This window comes from Flavobacterium caeni (assembly GCF_900101895.1).
GTDB lineage: Bacteria > Bacteroidota > Bacteroidia > Flavobacteriales > Flavobacteriaceae > Flavobacterium > Flavobacterium caeni.
In genome coordinates, this window is sequence record NZ_FMVF01000004.1 from 173,814 (window position 1) to 200,805 (window position 26,992).

A 26,992-nucleotide genomic window follows, 5' to 3' on the forward strand; every position below is an offset into this window, starting at 1 on the left:
AAAAGAGCCTTTTGGGGCTGGTTTGTTTCCAAACTTAAATCGCTATTTAATAAATACATAAGCAATGTCGAAAGTAACAGGAAAAGTGGCACAAATCATCGGTCCGGTAGTTGACGTAACGTTCAGCGCCGACGTTGAGCTTCCGAAGATTTATGATTCATTGGAAATCACTAAAAAAGACGGTACCCTGTTGGTACTCGAAGTACAATCGCACATCGGTGAAAACGCCGTTCGTACCATTTCGATGGATTCGACCGACGGACTTTCTCGCGGTGCCGAAGTAGTAGGAACTGGTGCCCCAATCCAAATGCCGATAGGACCAGACGTTTACGGACGTTTGTTCAATGTAATCGGCGACGCGATCGACGGTTTGGGCGATTTGCCTAAATCAGGTGCAGACGGAATCTCTATCCACCGTCCGGCTCCAAAATTCGAGGAACTTTCTACCTCTACCGAAGTTCTTTTCACAGGTATCAAAGTAATCGACTTGATCGAGCCTTACGCAAAGGGAGGTAAGATTGGTTTGTTTGGTGGTGCCGGTGTAGGTAAAACGGTATTGATCCAGGAACTCATCAACAACATCGCAAAAGGCCACGGTGGTCTTTCGGTATTTGCCGGTGTAGGCGAGCGTACCCGTGAAGGAAACGACTTGTTGCGCGAGATGTTGGAGTCTGGTATCATCAAATACGGCGCAGATTTCATGCATTCGATGGAAGAAGGCGGATGGGATTTGACCAAAGTAGACAAACAAGGCATGCGCGATTCGAAAGCAACCTTCGTATTCGGTCAGATGAACGAACCACCAGGAGCACGTGCACGTGTGGCCTTGTCAGGTTTGTCAATTGCAGAATACTTCCGTGACGGTGCAGGTTCAGACCAAGGAAAAGACGTACTGTTCTTCGTAGACAACATCTTCCGTTTTACACAAGCAGGTTCAGAGGTATCGGCACTTTTGGGTCGTATGCCATCGGCGGTAGGTTACCAGCCGACGCTTGCTACAGAGATGGGTGCGATGCAAGAGCGTATCACCTCTACCAATAAAGGATCGATCACTTCAGTTCAGGCGGTTTACGTTCCGGCGGATGACTTGACCGACCCGGCTCCTGCAACCACGTTTGCCCACCTCGATGCTACAACCGTATTGTCGCGTAAGATTGCCGAGCTTGGTATTTACCCGGCGGTAGATCCACTCGATTCTACGTCACGTATCCTTACGCCGCACATCTTGGGCGACGAGCACTACAACTGTGCCCAACGCGTGAAAGAGATCCTCCAAAAATACAAGCAATTGCAGGACATCATCGCCATCTTGGGTATGGAAGAATTGTCAGAAGACGATAAGTTGGCCGTAGCGCGCGCACGTCGTGTACAACGTTTCTTGTCGCAGCCGTTCCACGTGGCCGAGCAATTTACCGGTATCCCAGGGGTTTTGGTAGACATCAAAGACACCATCAAAGGATTCAACATGATCATCGATGGCGAACTCGATCACTTGCCAGAAGCGGCTTTCAACTTGAAAGGAACCATCGAAGACGCGATCGAGGCCGGTCAGAAAATGCTCGCCGAAGCGTAATATTATTTTGAATGATGAATTTTAAATTTTGAATTAATTTATAATTTATCATTTAAAATTTAAAATAATAAACATGACTTTAGAAATAGTTTCACCCGAAGCCACCCTGTTCTCCGGAACGGTAACTTCAGTTAGTCTTCCCGGTGTCGACGGAAGCTTCCAGATATTGAACCACCATGCGCCCATCGTTTCGATACTCAAGGCCGGTGTGATCAAGATCGGAGCCGACAGTTTTGCGTTCAGCAAAGAAGCCGCGCCCAAGTTCTCCAAAGTAGACGAGAAGAACTACACGCTCGCCATCAACTCGGGAACCATCGAGATGAACGACAACAAAGCAATCGTATTGGTCGATTAAGGCCGATTCGCAAATAGCATTAAAAGCCCGGCATTTGTCGGGCTTTTTTTTTACCACAAAGGGCGCAAAGTTTCCGCAAAGTTTGAAAAGGCTTTGTGCGCTTTGCGAAACCTTTGATTTCTCTTCGGTTAAATTTTAGGAGCGTTATTTTTTACCACAAAGGGCGCAGCGTTTCCGCAAAGTCTGAAGGGCTTTGTGCGCTTTGCGAAACCTTTGATTTCTTTGCGGTTAAATTTTAGGTGCGTTATTTTTTACCACAAAGGGCGCAAAGTTTCTGCAAAGTTTGAAAGCTTCGTGCGCTTTGCGTGGCCTTTGATTCCTTTGCGGTTAAATTTTCGGAGCGTTATTTTTTACCACAAAAGGCGCAAAGTTTCCGCAAAGTTTAAAAACCTTTGATTTCTTTACGGTTAAATTTTTTGGAGCTGTTTCCCGCTTTCGGCAGTCGCTTTTTGCTGCGCGGGCTCCGCAAAAGAGCTCCGACAATGCCTCAATCGGGGCTAGGGAACCTACCACCATAGAACTTTTGTGGTAAACAGTAAAATCTAAGCTTTTTTTAAGAGTTTCAATCGTATTATTTAGAATGATTCTGCGTAGTTTTGCATCATTCCAAAACCAATCACATGAACACCAGATATTACATCCTTTTTGCCTTCTTTTTTGTACTGGGTGCGCAGGCCCAAAACGTTTTCTTGGACCGTGCCTACTGGAAAGCGGCGCCTACCGTAACAACCGTTAAAGCCGACATCAAAAAAGGCAATAATCCGGTCGAGCTCAACAGCAATGCTTTCGACGCGACCGTGTACGCCATCATCGAAAATGCGCCAGACGCTACCGTCAAGTTCCTGCTCGACCAGCCCGGCAACGATGTCAACAAAATCACGCACGACGGCCGTACCTACATTTTTTGGGCCGCCTATAAAGGCAACACCGAATTGATGCAATACCTGCAAAAGCGCGGCGCGAAAACCGACATCATCGAAGACCACGGCTACACCATAGCCAATTTTGCGGCGTCTACCGGCCAAGCCAACACCAAGGTTTATGAACTGTGTGTCGACTATGGCGCCAAGCTTCAAAAAGACCTCGACCATGAAGGTGCCAATGCACTTTTACTGTCGGCCGCCAACGCCAAGGACCTTTCGCTGATCGATTATTTTCTAAATAAAGGCGTCGATCTCAAAAGCACGGATGCCCACGGAAGCGGGCTCCTGGATTATGCGGCCAAGGCAGGGAGTCAAAAGGTCATGGAGGCGTTGCTGGCTAAAGGACTGCATTTTTCGGACAACGCCATGATTATGGCTGCGCAAGGCACACGTGCCAACACCAACACGCTTGAGACTTATAAGTTTTTGGAAAGCAAAGGAGCCAACACCAAAGCGGTATCGGCAAGCGGTGATAATCCGTTACATTTTATCGTACGCAAAGAAAACCAATCCGAGATCGTTCAGTACTTTTTGTCTAAGGAAGTCGACGTTAATCAAGCCAACAAAGACGGGAATACAGTGTTCATGAACGCCGCGCGTTCATCGGATCTTGCGGTAGTCGATCTTTTGGCGGGCAAAACCAAAAACGTCAATGCCCTCAATGCCAAGGGACAATCGGCGCTGGCATTGGCCGTGCAAAATAATTCGGTCGAAGTTGTGTCGTTTTTGCTCGAGAAAGGAGCAGATGTAAATGTATCGGACAAAGACGGCAACGGACTCACCTATTATTTGGCGCAATCGTACAACGCCAAGAAGTCCGAGGAATTCGAAGCCAAGGTCCAGAAGTTGGAGGCCAAGGGGTTTTCGCTTGCCGAGCCGCAGAAAAACGGGAATACACTGTACCACTTTGCCGTTGCTAAGGATGATTTGGACTTGGCAGCACGCGCGCAGTCGCTCAAGATCGATATCAACCAAAAGAACAAGGAAGGATTGACCGCGTTGCACAAGGCCGCGATGACCGCCAAAAACGACAAGTTTATGAAGTTCCTGATCGAAAGCGGCGCCCAAACATCGGCCAAAACCGACATGGATGAAACCGCCTTTGAGTTGGCAGGTGAAAATGAACTTCTTAAAAAGAACAATGTTTCGATAGACTTTTTGAAAGCATGAGAAAACTGATTTTGACCTTCGCAGCGGTCCTCTGCGCAGCAAGCGGCTTTGCACAAAATACCGACAAGTACAAATGCATGGTGCAAATGTCCAACTATCCGGGCGAAGGCGCCTACATCATCGCGTCGCTAATCAATCCCAAGGGCGAGTACGAGCAAACGCTCTACGTTTTTGGCCGCGACAAAAAATGGTACCCCGATCTCAAGGAATGGTGGAAGTTCGAGAAACCAAAGAAAAGCAATCTGAGTGCCATCACGGGCGCGTCGATTTCGGGTGGAGAACGTTTGGTGAGTGCCATCGACATCGATCCGAAGAAGGTCGATGCGGGCTACACGATCCGTTTCGAGACCGCCGTAGAAAACCAAAAATACAACGTCAAGGATCTTGAAGTGCCGCTAACCAAGGCCAACGTGACCGGAAAAACCGAAGGCACCAACTACATCCGCTATGTGCGGTTGATGCCCAGCAACTAAAATATGACCGTATCTGTCTGGAGGTACAGCCATCTTGCGTTGGCTGTATCTTCTTTTGTTTTTATCGTATTGGCCGCCGTCACGGGCGTCATCTTGGCGTTTGAGCCGGTGTCGCACCGGTTGCAGCCGCATGCGGTGGCCCGATTGGACGAGGTGACTTTGGCCCAGACGTTGGCTGCCACCAGTGGGAAATACGATGAAATCCTCGAGATTAAGATCGAGAAAGGTTTGTTCGTGCAAGCCGATGTCATTACACAAGACGGCGAATCGGCGCAAATTTACCTGAACCCAAGAACAGGCGAGTCGTTGGGTGCGGTGCAACCCGAAAGCGAATTTTTCCAATGGGTCACCACACTGCACCGGTCGTTGTTCCTGCACGGACTCGGTAGATTTTTTATGGGGCTCACCGCTTTTTTGCTGTTGCTGATTGCCATTACGGGAAGTATTCTGGTTGTCAAACGACAGCGCAAACTGAAACTTTTTTTCGCGAAGGTCGTACGCGAAAATGGATTGCAATTCTACCATGTGGTGTTTGGCCGAATTTGGTTGGTCCCGATCCTGATCATCGCCGCAACGGGTGCGTTCCTGACGCTCGACGCGTTTGAGCTGCTCGACAAAAGCAAGCCCGACTCCAAAATAGATTTCGACAACATCAAAGTCGAACCCCAACGACCGATTTCAGAATTCCCGGCATTCCGCCAAACCAAGATGTCCGAAGTAGTGTCGGTCGAGTTTCCTTTTTCGCCCGATCCCGAAGACGTTTTTACCGTCAAATGCCACGACCGCGACTGGGTGGTCAATCAGTTTACAGGCGAGATTTTGTCTGAGACCAAGGCGCCATCGGTGGTCGAGTGGCTCAACCTGAGTCTTGATTTACACACCGGTCGGGCCAGTATTCTTTGGGCGCTCGTGCTCGTAATCGCTTGTTTGAACATTTTGTTTTTCGTGTATTCGGGATTTGCGATGACGCTCAAGCGCCGAAGCGGTAAAACCAAAAACCCGTACACCAAGGACCAAGCCGAGTTTGTAATACTCGCGGGTTCCGAAAACGGCAGTACGATGCGTTTTGCAAAGGCCTTGCACACGGCCCTACTTGATGCGGGCGCGAAATCGTATTTTGCCGAACTCAACCGCTACGAAACCTTTGAATCGATGCGCCATCTGATTGTGTTGACGGCTACTTATGGCATTGGCGAGCCGCCCACCAACGCCGGCAAGGCGCTCGCGCGGATGGCCCGCTACCCGCAAACCAAGCCGTTCACGTTCTCGGTGGTCGGTTTTGGATCGCACGCCTATCCCGATTTTTGCCGATTCGCCTTTGAGATATACAACACCTTGTCGCACGCTCAAAACGCATCGCCGTTGCTCGAGATCGAAACGATCAACGACAAATCTACGGCGCAATTTTCGCGTTGGGTGACAGAATTCGGACTCAGGACCCACCTTGAACTGTCGATCGATACCAAGTCGTTGGCCGCCAAACCCGTCAAACGCCACACCTTTACGGTGGTGTCCAAGACCCAGGCGCAGGAAGGGCAGGCGTTTTTGATCAGACTCTGTCCGGTGGGGAACCCCAAATTTAACTCGGGCGATTTATTGACCGTGTTTCCGGCGGACGATGCGCGCAACCGCGAGTATTCGATAGGTAAGGTCGATAACCTGGCGCAGCTCAGCGTCAAATTGCATCCGAATGGTTTGGGATCGGGGTATTTGTACAATTTGCAAATAGGCGATACCATCAAAGCGGCACTCGTCCGTAATCGCGAATTCCACCTGCCATCAAAAGCCAAACAGGTGGTGTTGGTTTCGAACGGGACGGGCATTGCGCCGTTTTTGGGGATGATTGCGCAAAACAAATCGGCCGAATGTCATTTGTTTGCGGGATTCAGAAGTGCCGAATCCTTTATGCCCTACGACGAATTCCTGCAAGACAAGTTGCAAAACGGACAACTCAAATCGTTGCACCTGGCCTACTCGCGTGAGGGCAACAAACAATACGTCAAGGACGTGCTGGCGGAGCAGAAACAATGGCTGGGTTCGGTGCTTGCCTTGGGCGGCGTGGTGATGATCTGCGGTTCGTTGGCCATGCAAAACCAGGTGCTCGAATGGCTCGAATCTGTCGCGCAAGAGATTGGCAAGACTTTGGCCGAACTGCAATCGGGCGGGCAAATCAAGATGGACTGCTACTGATTTACGGCACCCATCACATAGAACATCACGGCAAGACCGGTAAGCACAAAGACGGTCGCAATGGCCGAGATACTTGCCATAAATGCACGAAGGCGTGTGGTGTTTACCATGAATCGGCGGTAAAACCAGCTGAAGTAAACCAGCTGCAACAACAACGTGAGCGTATAAACGATATTGATGTCTACCTTGAAGATCAGGTTCAACAAAGCCATCGCCACAAAAGCCAACGTACAAAACCCATACATGTACATGCCTGCAATCAGGTGCTCGGTAAAATTGTAGGGGCCTTTGCGGTAAAACAGCCAAAAGACCAAGGCCATCAATGGCAGCATGATGAGCACCGTTTTGTTCGAGTGCCGTTTGATGAAATCGATCGCTTCGACCTGCCGGTCATAGATGCGCGCGAACGCTGCTTTTTGGGTGGGATTGTTGATTTGGTAGTACGCCATCGCCTGCTCGCGGCCCATGTCCGGTCGTACGCTTTGTTCGTCGACATTGATCGCAAAAAGGTTGAGCGCGGCCACAATCAGGAAAAAATTGATTGGCGGAAAATATTTTTTGCGTTTGCCTTCGACGTAATCGCGCGCCACGGTACCGCCTTTTTTGACCAAATCGCGCAGGAGCGAAAAAATGCCCTTGTCGGCATGCGTAAAATAATGGATGCCGTCGTGCGCGATTTCGTGCATACTGATGCGGTGCAAATTAGTTTTCTGGCTGCACTTGGGGCAGAAGTCGTAGTCGGGTTGTAAAGCGACCGTACAATTTTTACAAGTCATTTCGATCAAAGTTATGTCAGCAATCCGCCGAATCCTGATATGATATAAAAGCGCACGAGCGAACTTGAAAGCGTTGCCCACAACGCCAGATTCACAAAACTAACGCCCAATGCTTTGGCGAACTGCGCTTTGGTGGATTTTTGGAGAAACCCGTAATAAAAGACAGCAAAATACAAAAGCTGCAATACAAAAAAAAGTACGATCGCAGGCCTTCCCTTGAAACCAAGCCAAAAAGACAACGGCATGATGACAACGGCATACACCAGGATGCAAATTCCGGTCATGTAAATCCCGGCCACCAAATGTTCGACATAATTGTATTTGGCGCGTCGGTAAAACAGCCAAAAAACCAAGGCAGAAAGCGGAAGCGAGCACATTGCCATCAGGTTCGAATACTTGCTCAAAAAACGCGTCGCCTTGTCCATACGTTCATAAACGGCGATGGTTTGCGCACGGTCGACCGGATTGGCAATCTGGTTGATTTCGGGATGTGTTTTGAGCACATTTTCCTTTTCCTGCGGCGTACCCATTGTAGCCACAAATACAAAAATCGCGACAATAATCAGAAAGAAATTGAGCGGCGGGAAATACTTTTTGCGCTTGCCGTTGATGTATTCGTAGGCCACGAGGCCGCGCTTGGTGAACAAATCGCGGATGAGCTGGAAAAAACCCTTGTCGGCGTGCGTGAAATAATGGATGGCTTCGTGTACGATGTCGTGAAACGTCAGCCTGTGCAAGTTGGACTTCTGGCTACAGTTCGGGCAATAGTTGTAGTGTTTGGGATAGGCCGTTTCGCAATTTCTGCAAGTCGCTTCCATAAGCGGGGTTTTGTTGCAAGATACAAAATACATTCATTTCCAAAACGATAGAAAACCAAACGATTTAGTATTTTTGAACCATGAGCAATCCAAACCCGCAAACACTCATCATCACCGACGGCCGCGTAGGGTGGTGGCGCAACGTAGTCGCTTCTGCGGCGTTGACCTTGTTGCTGGTGGTCGTGTTTTTTTTGGCCGTAATCCTTTCAGATTCAACGTTGCTCAAACAAACCTGGCGGGCATGCCAAGGCTTTTTTTTGTTGGCGGGTTTTGCGATTTCGATGTACCTTCGGTTTGGTGTGAGCGTGACGCTTTTGGTCGACCCGGTCCGGCATTTGGCCGAATACCGGCACGACATGGGTTTTACGACCATGACCACCATTCGATCGCGCCCTGCCATGGAATCGATTGCCGTTTTAAAAGGAAGAAACGCTATTTTTCAGGTGAACCTCATTTACAATTTCAACAAGCGCATGGTGCTCGGTGTTTTCGACAAGCAGTCGGTGGCTGTGGATTTTGCCGAAACCGCGTCGGCCAAATTGGGTCTTCCCGTATTGAAATCGCCTCCAAAAAAACGATCACCCTTTTTCGAAAAAGCCGATCCATGAACAAAATACCCGCAACTTTGTCGCAAAAATTAGCGCAACGCGAACAAAATGGTGCGTTGCGCGAGTTGCCCCAGCAAGGCCACCCGATCGACTTTTCGTCCAACGACTACCTTGGCCTTGCGCGGTGTGAATCTATTTTCGATGCCACGCACCAAATGTTGGTCGATCGTCGGTTAAAAATCAACGGGGCCACTGGCTCAAGGCTTATTTCGGGCAACCATCCTTTGTATGCCCAAACCGAGCAAGCCATCGCCACATTCCACAGTGCCGAAAGCGCGTTGCTTTTCAATTCGGGCTACGATGCCAATGTGGGTTTTTTTGGCGCGGTACCGCAAAAGGCCGATGTCATCCTGTACGACGAATTGTGTCATGCGTCGATCCGCGACGGCATCAAGCTGTCGAACGCGCGGGCGTTCAAATTCGGCCACCAAGATTTCGAGGATTTGGAGCGGTTGATCGCAAAGTTTCCAGATACGGTAATTTACATCGCCACCGAATCGGTGTTTTCGATGGACGGCGACAGCCCGAACCTTGAAGAACTCGTAACCATCTCGGAAAAATACGACGCTTACCTCGTGGTCGACGAAGCACATGCGCTGGGCGTTTTTGGCGAGCACGGCGCAGGATTGGTCCAGCAGTTGGGTTTGCAGGGCCGGGTATTTGCACGCATCATGACCTACGGCAAAGGCCTCGGTTGCCACGGTGCCGCGGTGTTGGGACCGGAACAACTCAAAAGCTACCTCGTCAATTTCGCGCGTAGTTTTATTTATACGACGGGTCTTTCGCCGCATGCCGTGGCCAATATTTTGGTGGCCTACCAACAGCTCGTGCACACCGATGCCATCGAAAATTTGCGTCAAAACATCATCGACTTCAACCAGCAAAAAAACCTGTTGCACCTCAAGACGGTTTTCGTATACAGCAAATCGGCGATCCAGTGCGCGATTGTCCCGGGCAACGAGAAAGTCAAAGCGGTGGCCGCCCGTTTGCAACAACAAGGCTTTGACGTCAAGCCGATTTTGTCGCCCACGGTACCTGAGGGCCAGGAGCGGCTGCGCTTTTGTTTGCACAGCTACAACACCCCAAGCGAAATCTCGGGTGTGTTGCGCGCGCTGGTGGAGTCGCTTTTTTGAGCCCGACGATTTTTACCACTTCTTTTTTTAAGAAATATTGTAACGTTTGGCCAAAATACACTCCAACCGGGTGTCCGCTTCGGCCGGCGACGCGGCAATGTTTCAATCATCAATCATCACGGTTCGCCGTAGGTGTTTTTCAAAATTGTAGTGACCAACAAAGAAGCCGAATTTCTCGCCCGGATCCAAACCCACAAAGGAATCTTGTTCAAGATTTCTAAGATGTACATGGACCACCGCGACGATCAGGACGATTTGTTCCAGGAAATCATCTGCCAGCTTTGGAAAGTATACGACACCTTTCGCGGCGATGCCCAATTCTCGACGTGGATGTACCGCGTGGCCGTCAACACGGCGATTGCTTACTTTAAAAAAGAGAAAAAGCAACCCGCGCGGTACGATCTTCCGTCGGACAACATTGGCGAACCCGAGAGCGACGCCGAGCTCAAAGAGCAGCAACTGGCACATTTCTACCGCGCGTTGCAAAAACTCGACAAGATCGAAAAAGCGCTCGTTTTTTACCATCTCGAGGGCTATTCGCATGCCGAAATCGGACGCAACATCGGTATTTCCGAAGGCAATGCGCGCGTGAAACTCAGTCGCGCCAAGACCAAATTAAAAGACATCATAGAAAGACAAGGATATGAATTTTAACGACATCCAATCGGTTTGGGACAACGACAAAGAACCAGGTGGCCAAGTCCCCGACCGCATCGAACAGCTTAAGCCTGCGGGGCTACCGATCGATAAGGTCAGGAGAAACCTGCGCAACGAATTCGGCTACCAGATCCTGTCGATGGTTTTTGTGGCGTTTTTGCCGCAAATCCATTCGTTCAATCCCGCGCTTTACGTGTGGTTTTATGTGACCTATGCAATTTTTGTGGCCATCAGCGCGTACTATCTGATCAAGCTGTTCCAATTCTACCGACGGCTTCAGCACGGGGCCATCAACACCAAGGACAATTTGTATGAAACTTATTACGACATCAGGCTCAACATCGAAATTTACAAGACGTTTTCGTTTTCGTTGATGCCTTTTGTGTTGATTTTCCTGGTGATGTTCCTCATCAGCGTCAACAAAAGCGCGGTAATCGAGATGATCCAAACCGGTATCTTCCCGCAAACGTTGGTGGTGCAATTTGCCGTAGGCTTCGTGTGCAGCCTGCTTGCGATGGGTTTTGCGACCGAATGGTGGGTGCATCATTTTTACGGCCGGTACGCACACGAAATCAAACGATTGCTCGACAAACTCAAAGAAGAATAGCATTTAGCGTTGCGTGGGCGAGCGAAAATCTGGCAAAAGCGGTATTTTTGCAGGACAGATTACTACCCATGAAATTATTCATCACCGGTATTTCGACCGATGTCGGCAAGACCATCGCCGCCAGCATCATCACCCAGGCGCTCGAGGCCGATTACTGGAAACCCATCCAGGCCGGCGACCTCGACCACGGCGACCGTCACAGGGTCGCGCAATTGGTGTCGAATGACAAGACCAAAATCTTTGAAAACAGTTATGCGTTGCAAACGCCTGCGAGTCCGCATTGGGCGGCCGAGATCGACGGCGTTTCGATCGACCTTTCGAAAATAACCGAACCCAAAACCAAGAACCATCTCGTGATCGAAGGCGCGGGCGGATTGCTGGTGCCCATCAACGCCACGCAAACCATCGCCGATTTGATCCGCCCCGATTACAAAGTGGTCGTCGTTTCAAGGCATTACTTGGGGAGCATCAGCCATACGCTGCTTACCGTCGAAGCGTTGCAGGCCCGCAAATTGCCCATTGCAGGCATCGTGTTCAGCGGCGCCGCACATCCGTCGACCGAATCGATCATACTCGAAAAAACCGGGCTCGCCATGATTGGGCGCATCGACGAGGAACCCTATTTTGATGCCAACGTCGTGGCCGACTACGCCGACCAGTTCAAACCCAATTTGCTCGCACTATGACCCTGACCGAAAAAGACGCCCGTTACCTGTGGCATCCGTACACCCAACACAAGACCGCCGCGCCGCCCATTGCAATTGCGCGGGGCGAAGGAGCGTTGCTGTGGGACGAAAACGGCAAGGAATACCTCGATGCCATCGCGTCGTGGTGGGTGAATCCGTTCGGACATTCGAACCGGTTTATTGCCGATGCGATTTACAAGCAATTGACTTCGCTCGAACACGTGCTCTTTGGCGGATTTACGCACGAGCCCGCCGTTCGGGTCGCCGAGAAATTGCTGCCGATGCTACCCGACAACCAACAAAAGATTTTTTTCTCTGACAACGGATCGACATCGGTAGAAGTGGCCATCAAGGTGGCGCTGCAATATTTCTTTAACCAAGGCGAAACCAGAAAAACCATCATCGCGTTCGAAGACGCTTTCCACGGCGATACGTTTGCGGCCATGGCGGCCAGCGGCATTTCGTTTTACACGCTCGCGTTCAAAGGCATGTTCATCGATGTGGTGCGCATACCCGTTCCCACACCGGGCCGAGAACAAGCCAGTTTCGACACACTCGAATCGGTGATTGCTGCGCATGACTGTGCGGCGTTTATTTTTGAACCATTGGTGCAAGGCGCCGCGGGCATGGTCATGTATGCGCCCGAAAGCCTCGACCGACTGATCCAAATCTGCAAAAAAAACAACGTACTCACGATTGCCGACGAAGTCATGACAGGCTTTGGCAAAACAGGCAAAAATTTCGCGTGCGATTACCTGACCGAGCAGCCCGACATGATGTGTTTGTCCAAGGCGCTCACGGGCGGCACGATCCCCATGGCGCTCACGACGTTTACCCAACAATTGTTCGACGGATTCTACAGCGATGACATCAACAAGGCGCTGTTCCATGGCCACACGTTTACGGCCAATCCCACCGGATGTGCCGCGGCGCTCGCGAGTATGGAGCTGTTGGCGACTGCGGAAATGCAGGACAACCTCTCGCGCATCAACCAAAAGCACCTCGCGTTTCAAAAGCGCATCCAAAACCACCCGAAAGCCAGGACCACGCGTGTACTCGGGACCATTTTTGCGGTCGAGATCGCAACCGGCGAAGATGCAAGTTATTACGGCAGCATCCGCACCAAGCTGTACAATTTTTTTATCGAAAACGGTGTAATCCTGCGGCCCGTGGGCAACATCGTCTACATTTTGCCGCCGTATGTGATGACCAATGCGCAACTCGAGAAAGTGTACACAATCGTTGAAAAGGCGTTGGAAATAGTTTAATTTTGGAGCTGTTCCCGCTTTCCGCTGTATCTTTTCCCTGCTAAAGAAGCAGGAAAAAGGATGCCGCTTCAATCGGGGCTAGGGCTCACTGCATCCATCAAATCCGCAAAAAATTTGGAACCAATTTCCATCACCGCCATCGCTTCTGTTTCGCCGTTGGGTCACGATACCCCAACCGTTTGGGACCATTACCGCAGCAGCCGTCATTTTTTTACGACGCACTATTTTGGTGGGCAAACCGCACCGGCCGCTTTTCTCGATGCCAATTCAAAAGCGCTCGTCGATGGGTTGCGCCACAGCGATCCCAAATACAAAAATCTTGACGAATCGGTTTTGTATGCCATCGCGGCTTCGCGCCAAGCAGTTGCGCAAGCGGGTTGGAAGCAAGGCGACGTGTTTGGCGTGAACCTCGGTTCTTCGCGCGGGGCGACGGGTTTGTTCGAGAAATACTACGACGAATTCCGCGAATCGGGTATGGTACCTACGCTTACATCGCCCACCACGACATCGGGCAATATCGCGTCTTGGGTGTCGCACGATCTGCAATCGCAAGGCCCCGATCTTTCGCACTCGATCACGTGTTCTACGGCGCTACACGCGCTGCTCAATGGGGTGGCGTGGCTGCGCTCGGGCATGGCCGATAAGTTTCTTGTGGGCGGCAGCGAAGCGCCCTTGACGCCGTTTACGATCGCGCAAATGAAAGCGATGAAGATTTACGCCAACGACGTTTCGGATTATCCGTGCCGCGCGCTCGATCTCGAAAAAAAACAAAATACCATGATCCTGGGCGAGGCCGCCGCCGTGTGTTGCCTCGAACGCGGCGAAAAACCCAATGCGTTGGGCTATGTTTCGGGCATCGGCTATGCGACCGAAGTGCTCGAACACAATGTGTCGATTTCGGCCGAAGCAACGTGTTTCCAAAAGTCGATGCACATGGCGCTGGGCGGTACGCCTTTGCACGAAGTCGACGCCATCGTGATGCACGCGCCCGGCACCAAAGCCGGCGACCTCACCGAATGGCGTGCGGTACAAAAGGTATTCGGCCAACACATGCCGTTGCTCACGACCACCAAGTGGAAAACAGGCCACACCTTTGGCGCTTCCGGGATGCTGAGTATAGAATTGGCTTTGCTGATGATGCAACACAACACGTTTGTAGGCGTTCCTTTTGTCGAATCGACGGAAGCGCGCGACATCAAAAGAGTATTGGTCAATGCCGTAGGTTTTGGCGGCAATGCGGTAAGTGTGCTGCTCAGCAAATCGGCCCAATAAAAAAAGCCCGCGGGGGAACGGGCTCTTTTGCTAATCTAACTAATTCAAAAAACTTTAATCCTAATTATTTAACTCCAATTTTAAAAGGTTTGAGGTTACAGATTCCGCAGCGCAATCAACAGCATCAACAAGACGATGAGATTGGTCACGAAATCGGCATTCTTCAATTTCGTTTTGACATGTTTGATTAGTTTCACAATTGTAGGGTTTTGGGGTTGTTTGTCGACCAAATGTATAAAATAATCGACGAAATACACAAATTTAATTGTAATATAATTTGTTTCCTACAAAATTTTATTTTAACAAAAGATGTAATTATTCTTGACAAGCTGCTAATAATCAGTGTATTACGAAAAAGTAAAAGCAAATGATTTTTTTTCGCGGTTTTGTTTCCCGTCGACCAAAAAGCAAGAAAAAAGCTTCAAGAAATAGCGTCAGATGATTTTTTTGACGACCGTTTTACCGTTGGCAAGTTTTATCTTGATGAAATAAACGGTCTGCGGTTGACGTACGCCGTCGATGACCATTTCGCCCAACCCGATGTCGCGTCGCTCATACACCACCCGGCCAGACAGATCGCTAACCACAACCGAGGCCATCGGCGAACTTGCCTTGAGCAAAAATTGCGTGCCGTTGGCTGCCGTCGAAACGCTGCCGAACGATTCGGTTTGGAGTGCATCGTCAAAAAAGCGCAACTCAAAACGGTCGTTGAACGTGCCTACCGCGGTTTCGAACGCATAGGTTTGCTGGCTTTTCAAGTCATGTGTGGTGCCGAGCAAATGGTCGTACAGGAAAACGTCCTGCGTCTCGAAAAGCCCGTCGAACGAGTCAAGGCCAATCGCAAAGCTACCCGCCACCGTCGAAGCATACCCGATCGGAACTACGTGCTGTGCATCAAACGGCAATCCACGTCCCTGGATGGTCAAGTACTGGTTGTCGACCAAGCTGTAAAAGTTGATGAAGGTGTTCGAGTTGAGCGGGATACCGTCAAAATTGCGGTCGATGCCATCGGTTGCGCCGTCTATATACCCCAGCAGTATTTGCTTGAACGCGCCTTCGTTGTTGGTAAGGTTAAGCCAAAGTCTGTGTTTTTCTGACGAACTGCTTCGAAAAAACTGATCGTTTTCGCCGACGATGCGCATGCTGTTGCTAAACATTGCCTGTCCGTCGGCAAGCGCCTTGATAAAAAACGCCTGTCCCGAGGCCAGTTTCCCCGTCGGTTTTTCGTTGTTTCCGGCCGATGCGGTTTGTGTGCCGCCCAATACGTTGTAGGCCGCGTAATCATCGCTGGAATAATTGTAGGTGTTGTCGCCAGGGATCAATGCGGGTGCAGAATTGTGCGTCCACAAGTAAATGGTGCCATCGAGCAACGCGGCATTGCCGGGCTCGGTCAAAAATGCATCCATGTCGAGGGCCGACGGATACGGATTCCCCAACAGGTTCATGTCGCTTACCCCAACAAAAACGGGCGCCAGTACCGTACCGTTGTTGGGCGTGCCGATGAATTGCGTATCGTAGGTTGCCGGTACCGTAGGGCTAAAGGTTTGCGGCGCGCGAACAATGTAGCCTGTCCCTTGGGCCATGACTTGTGCGCCGTTTAAATGGGCGACCCAGTTTCCGATCTGCGGGCTAAAGCTGTAGTATTTATCGGCCAAGGTAGCGGGCGAAAGCGCATGCAGCGTCTGTTCCGCTACAGGCGACGACCAATAGGTATAGTCGTGGCGCCGCATGGGCGTCGTGGTTTTGTGCGCGATGATGTTGCCGTGGTTGGCCACGTCGTTGGTTTGCACCAGCGAAGCGTCGTCGTCAAGAACCAGTTGCGCCGTCACCGCGACGTCGATCGCATCGGTTACCACCAGCGTGCTGCCACTTTCAACGCGCAATTGGGCGTCGTCGGCAAGGGTCAGTCCGTAAATTTCGGGTGTCGACGCGCTTGAAATGATCGGAAAATCGTCGCCCATTTCAACCACTTCGACATGGTCGTTGGCCGATGGTGCCACGCCACAGCTCCAATTGCCCGGCGTATACCAGTTGTCGTCGCCGGCGGCACCTGTCCATACGTTGCCTTGTTTGACATGCAATTCGTCAGAAACGCCGTCGGGTCCTTCGCCATGCGTCACGGCCACCTTGTAATAGCCGTTCTCGGTCGCATAGAAACTCTGGCCAACCGCGCCCGAAATGGCGACGCCGTTTTTGTACCATTGGTAGGTTTCGGCGATCGAACTGCTGAGCAACAAACCCGAGCCTGCGCAAAAATAGGTGGTGCCACCCGATGAAATAGTTGGATTTTGATTGGTCGCGAAAACAGTAGGATTTTCGGGACGACCTGCGGTTGCTTGTGGCGCAAACACAAGGCAGCACGCGGCCAGCGCGATATGCAGCGCGGTCAAGGGTGTAAAGTTATTCAAAGTATTAGGATTTAGGGATTACTAATGCTGTGCAAGGAACATGCGGCAAAAGTAGTAACGCGCTTTACATCAACGATAAACGGGTTGATAAAATCGACAAAATGCACTATTTTAATAAAAATACGGGATAAAATCTTACTTTTTATGTAAAATAATTCGCGGTCTGAACTAGAACTATTTGGTTAACAGTTTCATTTTGTCATAAACAAGCTGAGGCTCATAGCCTTTACGCAAAAGCGCATCGAACCATTTCTTTTTCTTTTTGTTCAAATCGGGCTCGCGCAGGTTGGCCCAGCAGCGATCGGCCAAGGTCTCGAACTGCTGCTCGTACTGGTCGGGATCCAATTCCTTGAGCGCCGTCGTGATGTTGTATTGCGAAATGCCGCGCGCCTTGAGTTCGTGCACAATACGGATGCGTCCCCAAAACTTGATGCGGTGTTTGCCGCGCGCAAAACTCCGTGCAAAACGTTCCTCGTTCAGGAAATCGTGCGCAATCAAATACACGATGATTTCGTCGGCGGTATCGGTGTCGGTCCCAAGGCTGCGCAACTTGTCGGCCACTTCCTGGTGACAACGGTCCTGGTAGGCGCAAAACCGTTCGAGTTTGGCGCGCGCTTGCAACGGGGTGACAATGGGCTTTGACATATTTTGGGTAAAAACGCAATCCAAAAGTAGGAATTTTTTGCGCGTATTGGTTTAACCCGTGTCAATTAGGTCTTTGTTAACAATTTAGTCGGCCAAAACACTTGACAAATAGTAATTTAGGGCTACCTTTGCAGGCTGGATTGTTGTATTTATTGTAATTCAAAACATTGATGAAACTTAAGTTTTTGTTTTTTGCGTTGCTCGTCAGCGCATTGTCTTTTGGCCAGTCGGTCGTGATCAGTCAGTATATCGAAACAACTTCGGGAACCACGCCGAAAGGGATCGAAATCTTTAACGTTACCGCTAGCGATATTGTCTTTTCGGCGACCAATAATATAAGGGTTTATCAAGGGAACAGTGGCGCTACATGTACGCTTATAGCGGCAATTGATATTAATGTCGGGACTTTGCGCGCTGGCGAGGTCTGGGTAATCGGTACGAACGATTTGACAACTTATGCCACCACAAATGGAACAGGAATTAGCGGCACGACAGATTATAATTTTTTGTTTAATGGCGATGATGCTGTTCGGATAGATCTCGGCGGTGTAACACAAGACATGATCGGAGTATGCGGCGGAGGTGACCCGGGCACAGCATGGACAGGTGGTGGAGTTAGCACAGCCAACAACAATATTCAAATTATTGACGGTCTCTGTACAGGCGATCCAGATGGCTGGACCGATCCGAGTACGCGATATACAACTGTGGCGGGCGGAACGGTAATGACCGGATTCGGCAACCCACCCGCGTCTTGTACCACGCCCTGTACCACGCCTACCAGCCAGGCATCGGGAATCGCGATTGCCAACACCACCGTGGGCGGCACCGATATTTCCTGGACACCGGGTGCTACGGCCACCGGTTCGATTGTCGTGATCAGACCCAGCGCAAGCCCGGATGTGTTGCCCGTTAACGGTACCAACTACAACCCGAGTACGGCTTGGGGCACGGCCGGTCAGATCAATGTGAACAACCGCGTCGTGTACCGCAGCAACGGTTCGTCGGTTACGGGCATCACGGGCCTTACCCCCGAGACACCTTACACGATCACGGTATACGCTTACAATGGGTCGGGCACGAACATTTGCTACAACACCACTACGCCCGAGGCGGTCTTTTTTGTGACGCTCGCGGCAGAACCCACGGGACATTCGGCCTCGTTTACGTGTCTTACGGCGAGCAGTACGCAAATCAACCTGACGTTCAATGCGGCCAACACCATTGGCGGCGATGGCTATGTGATTTTGTACCGTATTGGCGGCGTCCCCACGGGCGTCCCAACCGATGGCGCGATGTATCCGGCCGGGACGGTTTTTGGCAACGCCACGGTGCACGGCTATACTTCGAACGTGGGCACGACCACAACTTATAGCGTGACGGGACTCAACGCAGGAACCGTCTATCACTTTTTACTGGTGCCGTATGCGGCTTATTTGAGCGATCCGTCTACGATGAATTACCGTACATCGGCCACCATCCCGACGACTTCTTGTAACACCACGATAGGTCCTGAGATCAACGTCAGGGGCGTTATCGGTGCGAACCCGACCATTGCCGATGGCGACACCACGCCGCAAGGTACCGACAATACGCTTTTTGCCAACATCGTCATCCCGGGCAACCAGGCCAAGAATTTCAGGATCGAGAACAACGGCAATGCGTTGTTGAACATCACCTCGATTACGATGGTGGGCGGCAACACGGGCGATTTTGCCGTGTCGGGCATCACCTTGCCGACGACGATTGCCGCGGGTGCTTCGCTCGATTTTACGGTGACCTTTGCGCCTTTGGCCGCGGGCACGAGAACCACGACACTCACGATCGCCAACGACGATTCCGACGAAAATCCATACAATTTCATGATACGCGGAACGGGTACGTTGACGGCTTTGGTCGACATCAATGTGTTGGGCAACGGGCAGAGTATTCCCGACAACAGCATTTATCCGCAGGGAACAAACCATACCGCTTTTGGTGTCGCGACTGTAGGTGTAACCACCGTGGTCAGGACTTTTACAATCGAAAACATCGGGTCTACGGCGCTTACGCTGACGGGTTCGCCTTATGTGCAAATCACCGGCCCGCACGCGTCTATGTTTACCGTGACGGCGCAACCGGCATCGAATACCATTGCGGGCAGCACCTCACTTACGTTCGACATCACATTCAACCCGACCGGGCCGGGGGCCAAAAATGCTACGGTAGTCATCGCGAACGATGATTCCGATGAGAATCCGTACAATTTTAACATCAGCGGCACGGCCAAGGGCGCCAACAACATTTATGTTTACGGCAACGGCAACGACGTCAACAAAGGCGCGACAACCACCACCGAAACCAATTTGACGCATTTTGGTGGGGTGGCCGTCACGACGGGGGTCAAACAAAATACGTTTGTGATCAGCAACCTTTCGGGGTCAACGGTATACTTTGGAGGCGTAACGATTTCGGGTCCCGATGCGGCCATGTTCTCGGTAATTTCGCAACCAACGAACAACGGATTGGGGAGTGGTAACAGCAGTTCGTTTACGATCAACTTTACACCGGCATCGGTAGGGATCAAGAACGCGACAGTGTCGTTTAATGTGTACAACAACGCAGGGTTGACGACGCCCGAACCGGTCGACCCGATTTATACGTTTGCGATTTCGGGCGAAGGAATCGTATTTACGACTTGTAGTTACAACGCAGTGCAAACACTGTTCGTGCAGGATTTCGAAGTCGCGCCGGCCACGCCAACCTATGGGTACAGCTATACTACCGATGGCACCGTTGCGATTAGCGGCGGAACGTACGACAATGGGTCGGGCCCGCGAAATTCGTTCATTGGCGCCAGGGGATTTAAGATGGCTGGAATCGGCACTACTTCTTCGGGGAATGCGGTCGAAACAACTGTCATTACCATGTCGCCTGTAGATGTCAGCGCTTACGGGAACATTAATTTGTCGATGAAAGTTGGGGCATTTAGAACCGGCACTACACAAGGAGTAGACGTCAACGAACTCGTCCAGGTAGAAACCAGTGTAGACAATGGCGTCAACTGGTCGACCGAAGCGGTGTTGCGCGGTTATTCGAATTCGCGTTGGGATTTCAATGCTACGGGCGTGTTCAATGCTTACTACACCGGGACGAACAATGGTGTGACCATCGATACGCGTAACGGAAATGCCGAATTGCCGAACGGAATAGCAACCTACAATGTCCGCAACCTGCCCGCGGTAGACAACTTGCGCGTCAGGATTACGCTGGCGATAGATCGTGCAGACGAGGTTTGGGCGATAGACGACATCAAAATCGAAGGACAAATGCCCGTGGCCACCTCATGGACCGGAGCAACCTGGTCGGCCGGGCCACCTTCGCCGACGGTCAAGGCCATTATCGACGCGCCATACGATACGGGTACTTGGGGTAGTTTCAGGACCTGTCAATGCCAGGTCAATTCAGGCGATGTGTTGACAATCAACGGCAATACGTATGTGGAAATCCAAGACAATTTGCGCAATCTTGGGACTGTGAATATCGAAAGTTCAGGCAGCTTGGTGCAGGTCAACAGTTTTGCCGACAACACGGGTGCGATCAATGTGGCACGAACCGCAACCATCAAAGCACAGGACTATGTATATTGGTCTGCTCCTGTAGACGGGTTTTCTGTTACGGGCGTATCGGCTGCAACGCCAGCGGGAGCCGTTTTCCATTGGATTCCAACGCAGGGCGGTAATTTTGGAATTTGGGGCAATACGACGCAAAGCATGATTGCCGGTAAAGGCTATATCGTTCGCAGCCCGAACGGATGGTCGTCCAGCGCGGCCCCGTTTACCGCTAATTTTTCGGGAATACCGAACAATGGCGACATTACGCCATCCATTGAGCGCGGAAGCTACACCGGCGCGCCTTATCCGAGCCCGACCAACGCTGCGGTGATGGTCACCAACCAGGACGACAACTGGAACTTGCTGGGCAATCCGTATCCGAGTTCGATCCGTGCGTTGGATTTCCTGAACGCCAACACCAACATCGAAGGGGCGGTTCGCTTGTGGACACACGGCGCTTTGCCGAGTACGGGCGTCACCGATCCGTTTTACAACAACTTCATGTACAACTACAATTCGAACGATTATATCGTATACAACGGCACTGCTACTACCAGCGGACCGGCCGGATTTAACGGCTACATCGCTTCGGGACAAGGGTTTTTCGTGCAAATGGATGACGGCGCGGCCGATACGCAAACCGTCACGTTCAACAACACCATGCGCAGCAGAACCTATGGCAACGCACAGTTTTACAGACAGGCCGCAAACCAAACCGAATCGGAACGCGCGCTCGACGGAGAGCAGGAGCGCAGCCGTGTTTGGCTTGATCTGGTGGGGCCTACGCAATTGGTAAGCCGTGCGGTTGTGGGTTACGTCAACGGTGCTACACTCGAAAAAGACCGACTGTACGATGCTTTTGGCCGACTGGACGGCGGACAAAATTTTTACAGCTTAATTGGCGAACAACCTATGGCCATCCAAGGACGCCCGTTGCCGGTGGATGAAAACGATAAAGTGCCTGTGGGCTTCAATGTAACACAGGCCGGAACCTACAAAATAGCCATTGCGGCGGTAGACGGCGTTTTCGATACGATGTTCCCGATTTACCTTGAAGATAAAACGCTGGGTATTGTCCATGATTTAAAGCAATCTGCCTACGAGTTTTTGGCTTCGCCTGGAAGGGTCGATGCGCGTTTTGTTTTGCGTTACACGAACCAGTTGTTGGGCAACGACCAGTTTGAGACCGAAGCCAGTGGTGTGGCGGTGATTGCCGACAACCAAACGCTTTCGATCAAATCTTACCGCGAACCCATTGCCCAGGTAACGGTGTTTGATTTGACTGGACGCGAAATCGCGCAACGCAACGACATTTACACGAACGAAACCCAAATCGCAGGTATGCAGGTCCAGCGACAAGCCCTGATTGTCAAGATCGTGTTGCAGGACGGCAAGGTGGTTGTGCGTAAAGTATTGTTATAATCAATTGATTTACAAATAGTTTTTGTAAGCCTTGTCCTAGGACAAGGCTTTTTGCATTGGAGGCGACGTGTATTTTGTCGGTTTTTTGTGTAGATTGTCGATTTGCTGATTTGCCTAACTTCCTGTAAATCTTTTATTTGTATGTTTGTTGGTTGAATGTCTGCATTTACAGGCGTTTACGTCACAAATCCTACTTTGTTTTTATGAAAAATAAACTACTATTCGCCAGTCTAATGCTACTCGGAACCTTGCAGTTTACCCGTGCACAGGTTTCGATCACCAATGCTGCGCCCACGGCTACGGTGAACTTCTCCAACACGATGCAGACATCGGTGGGGACCAATCCAAGTACAAGATTCGAAGGAGATGGGTTTCAACCCAATCCCACCCTTGCCGGACGTTTGAACTCCAATGCGTGGGAAGTCAAGGGATGGAGTTTCGGCAACTGTTTGTTTGGCGGAACGCAAACCGTCGACGATTTCGGCCGCGGATCATCGGCAGGCGGTGTGGTAACCCCAGGGATTTATGCCTATACCGACTTACCGGCTACCGTAGCCAATCCGGCGATGCTTATCCAGCCCGGTGACGCAGGCGATTTCGATCCGGGATCCATCACCTTGCGCATCCGCAACAACGGAACGACCAACCTGACGCAAATTGCGATCGATTACAATCTTTTTGTACGCAACGACCAGAACTCTTCAAGCTCGTTTAACTTTTCGCACTCTGCCGACAACGTCGTTTTTGTAAACGAACCGCTGCTGGACTATACTTCTCCCGACGTTGCCGACGCTTTTCAATGGGTCAATATTGGAATCGCGCCGTCGCGCACCTGCGTCATCAACGGTCTGAACATTGCGCCCGGCGGTTACTACTACGTCCGCTGGACCTCGGGCTTGGTATCGGGTACCGGTGAGTGTGACGAATTTGGTTTAGACGACATCGTGATTTCGGGAACCTATGGTGCGCCTGCGCCCGAAATCAATGTAACGGCCTACGGCAACACCTTGCTCAGCGGCGATGTTACGCCAACGGTAGTCGAGGGGACGGAGTATGCACCCAGCTATGCGCCCATGTCTACATTGCTTACCACGCTGCAAATTACTTATACAATACAGAATTTAGGCGGATTGCCGCTCAACGTTTCGGCCATTACCGTGACCGGACCGCATCCGACCGATTTTACCGTTCCAGCGGTCACTTTGGGGGCTATTCCCGCGGCTTCGGCCACCATCAGTACCATCTCGTTTAACGTCATTTTCGACCCAAGCCAGCCCGGTCTTCGTCAAGCGCGTATCAACATTTTTAGCGACGATGCCAATGAGAATCCGTACTTTTTTGATGTTCAAGGCTATGGTGTTATTCCTCTTCCCGACATTAGGTTGAATGGGGCAACGGCGCCCAACACGAGTATCATCACCGACAATAGTATGATTCCGAACGTGAACAACTGTACCTTGTTTTCTGCGCAACCCGTGGGCGGCGCCGGAGAGATAAAATCATTCGCTATACGTAACGATTGTCCGTACAATGCGCCGTTGTTGTTAACTGATCCGAGCCCGTACATCACGATCAGTGGCGCAAATCCGGCCGATTTCACACTTCAGACCATTCCGTCTTCAAACAGCATCAACCCGGGCTTCGTTAGAAACTTCTCGATCCAGTTTTTACCGACGGGAACAGGCATCCGAACCGCATTGGTCACCATTCCCAACAACGATCCCGATGCAGAGAACCCGTTTACATTCCTCATCCAGGGAACGGGTGTTGCCGCAGAGATGGACGTCACGGGCAATGCACAGCCAGTAGTGAGCGGAAGTACGACGCCTTCGTTCGTGAACCATACCTTTTTCGATTACCTCAACATCAACACAGGCCAACTCGACAGGACGTTTACCATCATCAACAATGGAAATGTCATACTGAACATTGGTGCACCCACATTAACAGGAGCGAACGCGGCTGATTTTTCGGTCATCACGGCACCACCGGCGACATTGGCCATTGGCGCCTCCACGACATTTACTATCCGATTCGATCCATCTGCCGTGGGGCTTAGGACGGCCATCGTCAATATCGTCAACAGCGATTTAAATGAAAACCCATACACGTTTGCTGTTAGTGGTTATGGTTTGGATTACATCCCCTGTGCATTTGAACCCATTCAAACATTGGGTGTACAAGATTTTGAAACCGTTCCAGCAACACCCGCTTGGACTTACACCGCTACGGGAAGTACTATTGGTGCAGGAACAGCGTTCGGTGCAACCGGCGACGGCGGTGTTTCGAGCCGATTTGTTGGAGCGCGAAGTTTACAGGTGGTTAACGGAACCGGGGTGGTTACCATGGCCAATATCAACACGACTGCTTATAGCGTGGTCGAGTTGAGTTTGAGATTGGCTTCACTTTCTACTACGGCGGTCGAAGGGAGTGATGTGGGCGATCGTGTAATGGTTTCGGTGAGCACCAATGGTGGCACAACTTGGTCTAACGAAATAGACGTATTGGGCAACACCAACGCCAAATGGAGTTTTACGTCGGGCACTGGAATTGCCTCGGGCATTTATGATGGCGACAACGTAGTTACGACATTTAACGCTGGAGCCAGCGGGTTCTTGACAACTGATGGATTCAGTACATTGCAATTGACAGGACTTCCCAAATCGGCGACTTTGGCCATTCGGATTTCGATGACCAACAACAGTGCAACCGAAATTTGGGCGCTCGACAATGTGACATTGTTCGGACGCCGCGAAATGTCGACCACTTGGAACGGAACGGCATGGAACCCGAGCGCACCTACGCCTACGGTAAAGGCCATCATCGACGGAAATTACAACACAGCAACCGATGGCGATTTGAGCAGCTGTAAATGTGAAATCAGGGCTGGCCGTACGGTCACCATAAGTGGCAATGACTATTTTGACGTCCAAAGCGACGTTGAGAATAGCGGTACGTTGATCGTCGAGAACAACGGTAGCCTCGTACAGCATAATGATTTGGCGACCAATCTGGGCGCCATTAGGGTCCGACGACACACGACCGATATGGTCGTTTACGACTACAGCTACTGGTCTTCGCCTGTTGTAGGACAAACATTGGCGGCATTGTCGCCGAATACGCTTTGGGATAAGTATTTTAGCTATAGTCCGACCATCGGGAACTGGCAGGTCATTCCGAACGGCACTGCTGTCATGGAAGCAGGCAAAGGCTATATCATTCGCGCACCTCAAGGCTTTAACAGTACGCCGCAACCGTATACTGCGGGTGAGTTTGTTGGTGTGCCGAACAATGGATTTATCCAAACGCCAATTATTGTTGGGGCGAGCAACATGAACCTGATAGGTAACCCCTATGCCTCGGCAATCAGCGCAAATGCATTTTTGTCGAATGCGGCCAATACAGGGGTGGTAGAAGGAACTATTTACTTGTGGACGCACAACACACCAATCACAGCCTACCAATACAATTCGAATGATTACGCCGTATACAATTTTTCGGGGAGTGTCGCTACACGGGCGGCCCTGGCTACTGGGTTGAACATGAATATTCCAAACGGAAATATCGCTTCGGGACAAGGATTTTTTATCAAGGGCTTGGCCAACGGCGACGCGGTGTTCAACAACAGTATGCGTATTACCGGAGGCAACAACCAGTTCTTTAGGATGGCCACCGCCAACAATGAACGAACATCATCGGTACAGAGCGATACGCCTGATGCCATCGAAGGCATCGAGAAAAACCGCGTCTGGCTCAATTTGACCAACGACCAGGGTGCATTCAAACAAACCCTTATCGGTTATATCGAAGGCGCTACCAACGGCTTAGACCGCGGATTCGACGGTGAGTTGTTCAACGCCAATAATTTTGTAAGCCTGTATTCTATCGTCGACGACAAGACCATGGCCATTCAAGGCAGGTCCTTGCCATTCCATGAAGACGACACCGTTGCGCTGGGCTACTATGCCGCTTTTGCCGGTGTTTTTGAAATCGAAATCGACCATACCGATGGTCTTTTGGATTCGCAAAACATTTACCTCGAAGACCGATTGCTGCAAGTGGTGCACGACTTGAAACAATCTGCCTACAGTTTCCAGACGGCGCAAGGTAGTTTTAACGACAGGTTCGTGGTGCGTTATGAAAATGAGACGCTAGCGACCAGTAGTTTCGCAGGAACGGCCAATGCGGTTTTGGTGACGGTCAAAGACAGACAAATCAATTTGTTCTCGCAACAAGCACCGCTCAAATCCGTAGCCGTATATGATTTGCTCGGCAGGGAGTTGTACCGCAACGACAAGCTCAGCGGGCAGCGTTTCACGATCGACCATCTTAATAGCGCGCAACAAGCCTTGGTTGTTAAGGTTATGTTAGAAAATGGCGCGGTAGCCAACCGAAAAGTACTGTTTTAGTAATTT

Annotated in this window: 18 protein-coding genes; 14 read left to right on the top strand and 4 right to left on the bottom strand. The window is 50.9% G+C overall.

Annotated elements, in window-relative coordinates; translation table 11 throughout:
• Nucleotides 1-64 precede the first annotated feature (64 nt).
• From atpD to BLP55_RS04845, 5 genes are all read left to right on the top strand, one after another.
• Nucleotides 65-1,573: a F0F1 ATP synthase subunit beta gene (gene atpD, locus BLP55_RS04825; protein ID WP_091141193.1), complete on the top strand. Its 1,509-nt coding sequence runs from the start codon at nucleotides 65-67 to the stop codon at nucleotides 1,571-1,573.
• 73 nt (nucleotides 1,574-1,646) lie between these two features.
• On the top strand, nucleotides 1,647-1,928 hold the full coding sequence (locus BLP55_RS04830; protein WP_091141194.1) for a FoF1 ATP synthase subunit delta/epsilon: 282 nt from the start codon (nucleotides 1,647-1,649) through the stop codon (nucleotides 1,926-1,928).
• 620 nt (nucleotides 1,929-2,548) lie between these two features.
• Complete coding sequence (locus BLP55_RS04835; RefSeq protein WP_091141195.1) at nucleotides 2,549-4,021, top strand: ankyrin repeat domain-containing protein; 1,473 nt, start codon at nucleotides 2,549-2,551, stop codon at nucleotides 4,019-4,021.
• Nucleotides 4,018-4,494 carry a DUF2271 domain-containing protein gene (locus BLP55_RS04840; RefSeq protein WP_170826788.1) on the top strand — a complete coding sequence of 159 codons (477 nt, stop codon included), beginning with the start codon at nucleotides 4,018-4,020 and terminating at the stop codon, nucleotides 4,492-4,494. The genes BLP55_RS04835 and BLP55_RS04840 overlap by 4 nt, the downstream gene beginning before the upstream one ends.
• A 3-nt stretch (nucleotides 4,495-4,497) precedes the next feature.
• Nucleotides 4,498-6,684, top strand: a complete 2,187-nt coding sequence (locus tag BLP55_RS04845) for a PepSY domain-containing protein (RefSeq protein ID WP_091141196.1) — start codon at nucleotides 4,498-4,500, stop codon at nucleotides 6,682-6,684.
• On the opposite strand, the gene BLP55_RS04850 is transcribed toward BLP55_RS04845, so the two are convergent.
• Both BLP55_RS04850 and BLP55_RS04855 read right to left on the bottom strand, forming a co-directional pair.
• Entirely contained in the window at nucleotides 6,678-7,460 is a 783-nt protein-coding gene (locus BLP55_RS04850) for a DUF3667 domain-containing protein (RefSeq protein ID WP_139149604.1), read from the bottom strand. The two genes, BLP55_RS04845 and BLP55_RS04850, sit on opposite strands and share 7 nt — an antisense overlap.
• Nucleotides 7,461-7,471: 11 nt before the next feature.
• Nucleotides 7,472-8,278: a DUF3667 domain-containing protein gene (locus tag BLP55_RS04855; protein ID WP_170826790.1), complete on the bottom strand. Its 807-nt coding sequence runs from the start codon at nucleotides 8,276-8,278 to the stop codon at nucleotides 7,472-7,474.
• 80 nt (nucleotides 8,279-8,358) lie between these two features.
• On the opposite strand from BLP55_RS04855, the gene BLP55_RS04860 reads away from it, so the two are divergent.
• The 7 genes from BLP55_RS04860 to BLP55_RS04890 all read left to right on the top strand — a co-directional run bounded on the left by BLP55_RS04860 (nucleotide 8,359) and on the right by BLP55_RS04890 (nucleotide 14,509).
• The gene (locus tag BLP55_RS04860) at nucleotides 8,359-8,886 is read left to right on the top strand and encodes a hypothetical protein (protein ID WP_091141199.1); all 528 of its coding nucleotides are present in this window, start codon (nucleotides 8,359-8,361) and stop codon (nucleotides 8,884-8,886) included.
• On the top strand, nucleotides 8,883-10,019 hold the full coding sequence (locus BLP55_RS04865; protein ID WP_091141200.1) for an aminotransferase class I/II-fold pyridoxal phosphate-dependent enzyme: 1,137 nt from the start codon (nucleotides 8,883-8,885) through the stop codon (nucleotides 10,017-10,019). The genes BLP55_RS04860 and BLP55_RS04865 overlap by 4 nt, the downstream gene beginning before the upstream one ends.
• Before the next feature lie 150 nt (nucleotides 10,020-10,169).
• Nucleotides 10,170-10,673 (top strand): RNA polymerase sigma factor, encoded by a 504-nt coding sequence (locus BLP55_RS04870; protein ID WP_091141344.1) that lies wholly within the window; start codon nucleotides 10,170-10,172, stop codon nucleotides 10,671-10,673.
• Complete coding sequence (locus BLP55_RS04875) at nucleotides 10,663-11,283, top strand: hypothetical protein (RefSeq protein WP_091141201.1); 621 nt, start codon at nucleotides 10,663-10,665, stop codon at nucleotides 11,281-11,283. Before BLP55_RS04870 ends, BLP55_RS04875 begins: the two co-directional genes overlap by 11 nt.
• A 68-nt stretch (nucleotides 11,284-11,351) precedes the next feature.
• Nucleotides 11,352-11,969 (top strand): dethiobiotin synthase, encoded by a 618-nt coding sequence (gene bioD, locus BLP55_RS04880; RefSeq protein WP_091141202.1) that lies wholly within the window; start codon nucleotides 11,352-11,354, stop codon nucleotides 11,967-11,969.
• Nucleotides 11,966-13,237: an adenosylmethionine--8-amino-7-oxononanoate transaminase gene (gene bioA / locus BLP55_RS04885; protein WP_091141203.1), complete on the top strand. Its 1,272-nt coding sequence runs from the start codon at nucleotides 11,966-11,968 to the stop codon at nucleotides 13,235-13,237. The genes bioD and bioA overlap by 4 nt, the downstream gene beginning before the upstream one ends.
• Before the next feature lie 114 nt (nucleotides 13,238-13,351).
• The gene (locus BLP55_RS04890; protein WP_394331906.1) at nucleotides 13,352-14,509 is read left to right on the top strand and encodes a beta-ketoacyl synthase N-terminal-like domain-containing protein; all 1,158 of its coding nucleotides are present in this window, start codon (nucleotides 13,352-13,354) and stop codon (nucleotides 14,507-14,509) included.
• 434 nt (nucleotides 14,510-14,943) lie between these two features.
• On the opposite strand, the gene BLP55_RS04895 is transcribed toward BLP55_RS04890, so the two are convergent.
• Both BLP55_RS04895 and BLP55_RS04900 read right to left on the bottom strand, forming a co-directional pair.
• Nucleotides 14,944-16,917: a T9SS type A sorting domain-containing protein gene (locus tag BLP55_RS04895; RefSeq protein ID WP_139149605.1), complete on the bottom strand. Its 1,974-nt coding sequence runs from the start codon at nucleotides 16,915-16,917 to the stop codon at nucleotides 14,944-14,946.
• 174 nt (nucleotides 16,918-17,091) lie between these two features.
• A complete protein-coding gene (locus BLP55_RS04900) occupies nucleotides 17,092-17,562 on the bottom strand; it encodes a regulatory protein RecX (protein ID WP_091141206.1) in 471 nt (156 codons plus the stop codon).
• Nucleotides 17,563-17,732: 170 nt separating this feature from the next.
• Here BLP55_RS04900 and BLP55_RS04905 point away from each other — a divergent pair, with 170 nt between their 5' ends.
• Nucleotides 17,733-22,577 carry a choice-of-anchor D domain-containing protein gene (locus BLP55_RS04905; protein ID WP_091141207.1) on the top strand — a complete coding sequence of 1,615 codons (4,845 nt, stop codon included), beginning with the start codon at nucleotides 17,733-17,735 and terminating at the stop codon, nucleotides 22,575-22,577.
• Nucleotides 22,578-22,780: 203 nt separating this feature from the next.
• Complete coding sequence (locus BLP55_RS04910) at nucleotides 22,781-26,986, top strand: choice-of-anchor D domain-containing protein (RefSeq protein ID WP_091141208.1); 4,206 nt, start codon at nucleotides 22,781-22,783, stop codon at nucleotides 26,984-26,986.
• Nucleotides 26,987-26,992 lie beyond the last annotated feature (6 nt).

Coding starts and splice junctions, on each gene's coding strand:
- BLP55_RS04855 (WP_170826790.1), bottom strand. CDS start 8,278: ATGGAAGCGACTTGCAGAAATTGCGAAACGGCCTATCCCAAACACTAC.
- BLP55_RS04865 (WP_091141200.1), top strand. CDS start 8,883: ATGAACAAAATACCCGCAACTTTGTCGCAAAAATTAGCGCAACGCGAA.
- BLP55_RS04830 (WP_091141194.1), top strand. CDS start 1,647: ATGACTTTAGAAATAGTTTCACCCGAAGCCACCCTGTTCTCCGGAACG.
- BLP55_RS04850 (WP_139149604.1), bottom strand. CDS start 7,460: ATGACTTGTAAAAATTGTACGGTCGCTTTACAACCCGACTACGACTTC.
- BLP55_RS04910 (WP_091141208.1), top strand. CDS start 22,781: ATGAAAAATAAACTACTATTCGCCAGTCTAATGCTACTCGGAACCTTG.
- BLP55_RS04900 (WP_091141206.1), bottom strand. CDS start 17,562: ATGTCAAAGCCCATTGTCACCCCGTTGCAAGCGCGCGCCAAACTCGAA.
- BLP55_RS04905 (WP_091141207.1), top strand. CDS start 17,733: ATGAAACTTAAGTTTTTGTTTTTTGCGTTGCTCGTCAGCGCATTGTCT.
- atpD (WP_091141193.1), top strand. CDS start 65: ATGTCGAAAGTAACAGGAAAAGTGGCACAAATCATCGGTCCGGTAGTT.
- BLP55_RS04860 (WP_091141199.1), top strand. CDS start 8,359: ATGAGCAATCCAAACCCGCAAACACTCATCATCACCGACGGCCGCGTA.
- bioA (WP_091141203.1), top strand. CDS start 11,966: ATGACCCTGACCGAAAAAGACGCCCGTTACCTGTGGCATCCGTACACC.
- bioD (WP_091141202.1), top strand. CDS start 11,352: ATGAAATTATTCATCACCGGTATTTCGACCGATGTCGGCAAGACCATC.
- BLP55_RS04840 (WP_170826788.1), top strand. CDS start 4,018: ATGAGAAAACTGATTTTGACCTTCGCAGCGGTCCTCTGCGCAGCAAGC.
- BLP55_RS04875 (WP_091141201.1), top strand. CDS start 10,663: ATGAATTTTAACGACATCCAATCGGTTTGGGACAACGACAAAGAACCA.
- BLP55_RS04835 (WP_091141195.1), top strand. CDS start 2,549: ATGAACACCAGATATTACATCCTTTTTGCCTTCTTTTTTGTACTGGGT.
- BLP55_RS04845 (WP_091141196.1), top strand. CDS start 4,498: ATGACCGTATCTGTCTGGAGGTACAGCCATCTTGCGTTGGCTGTATCT.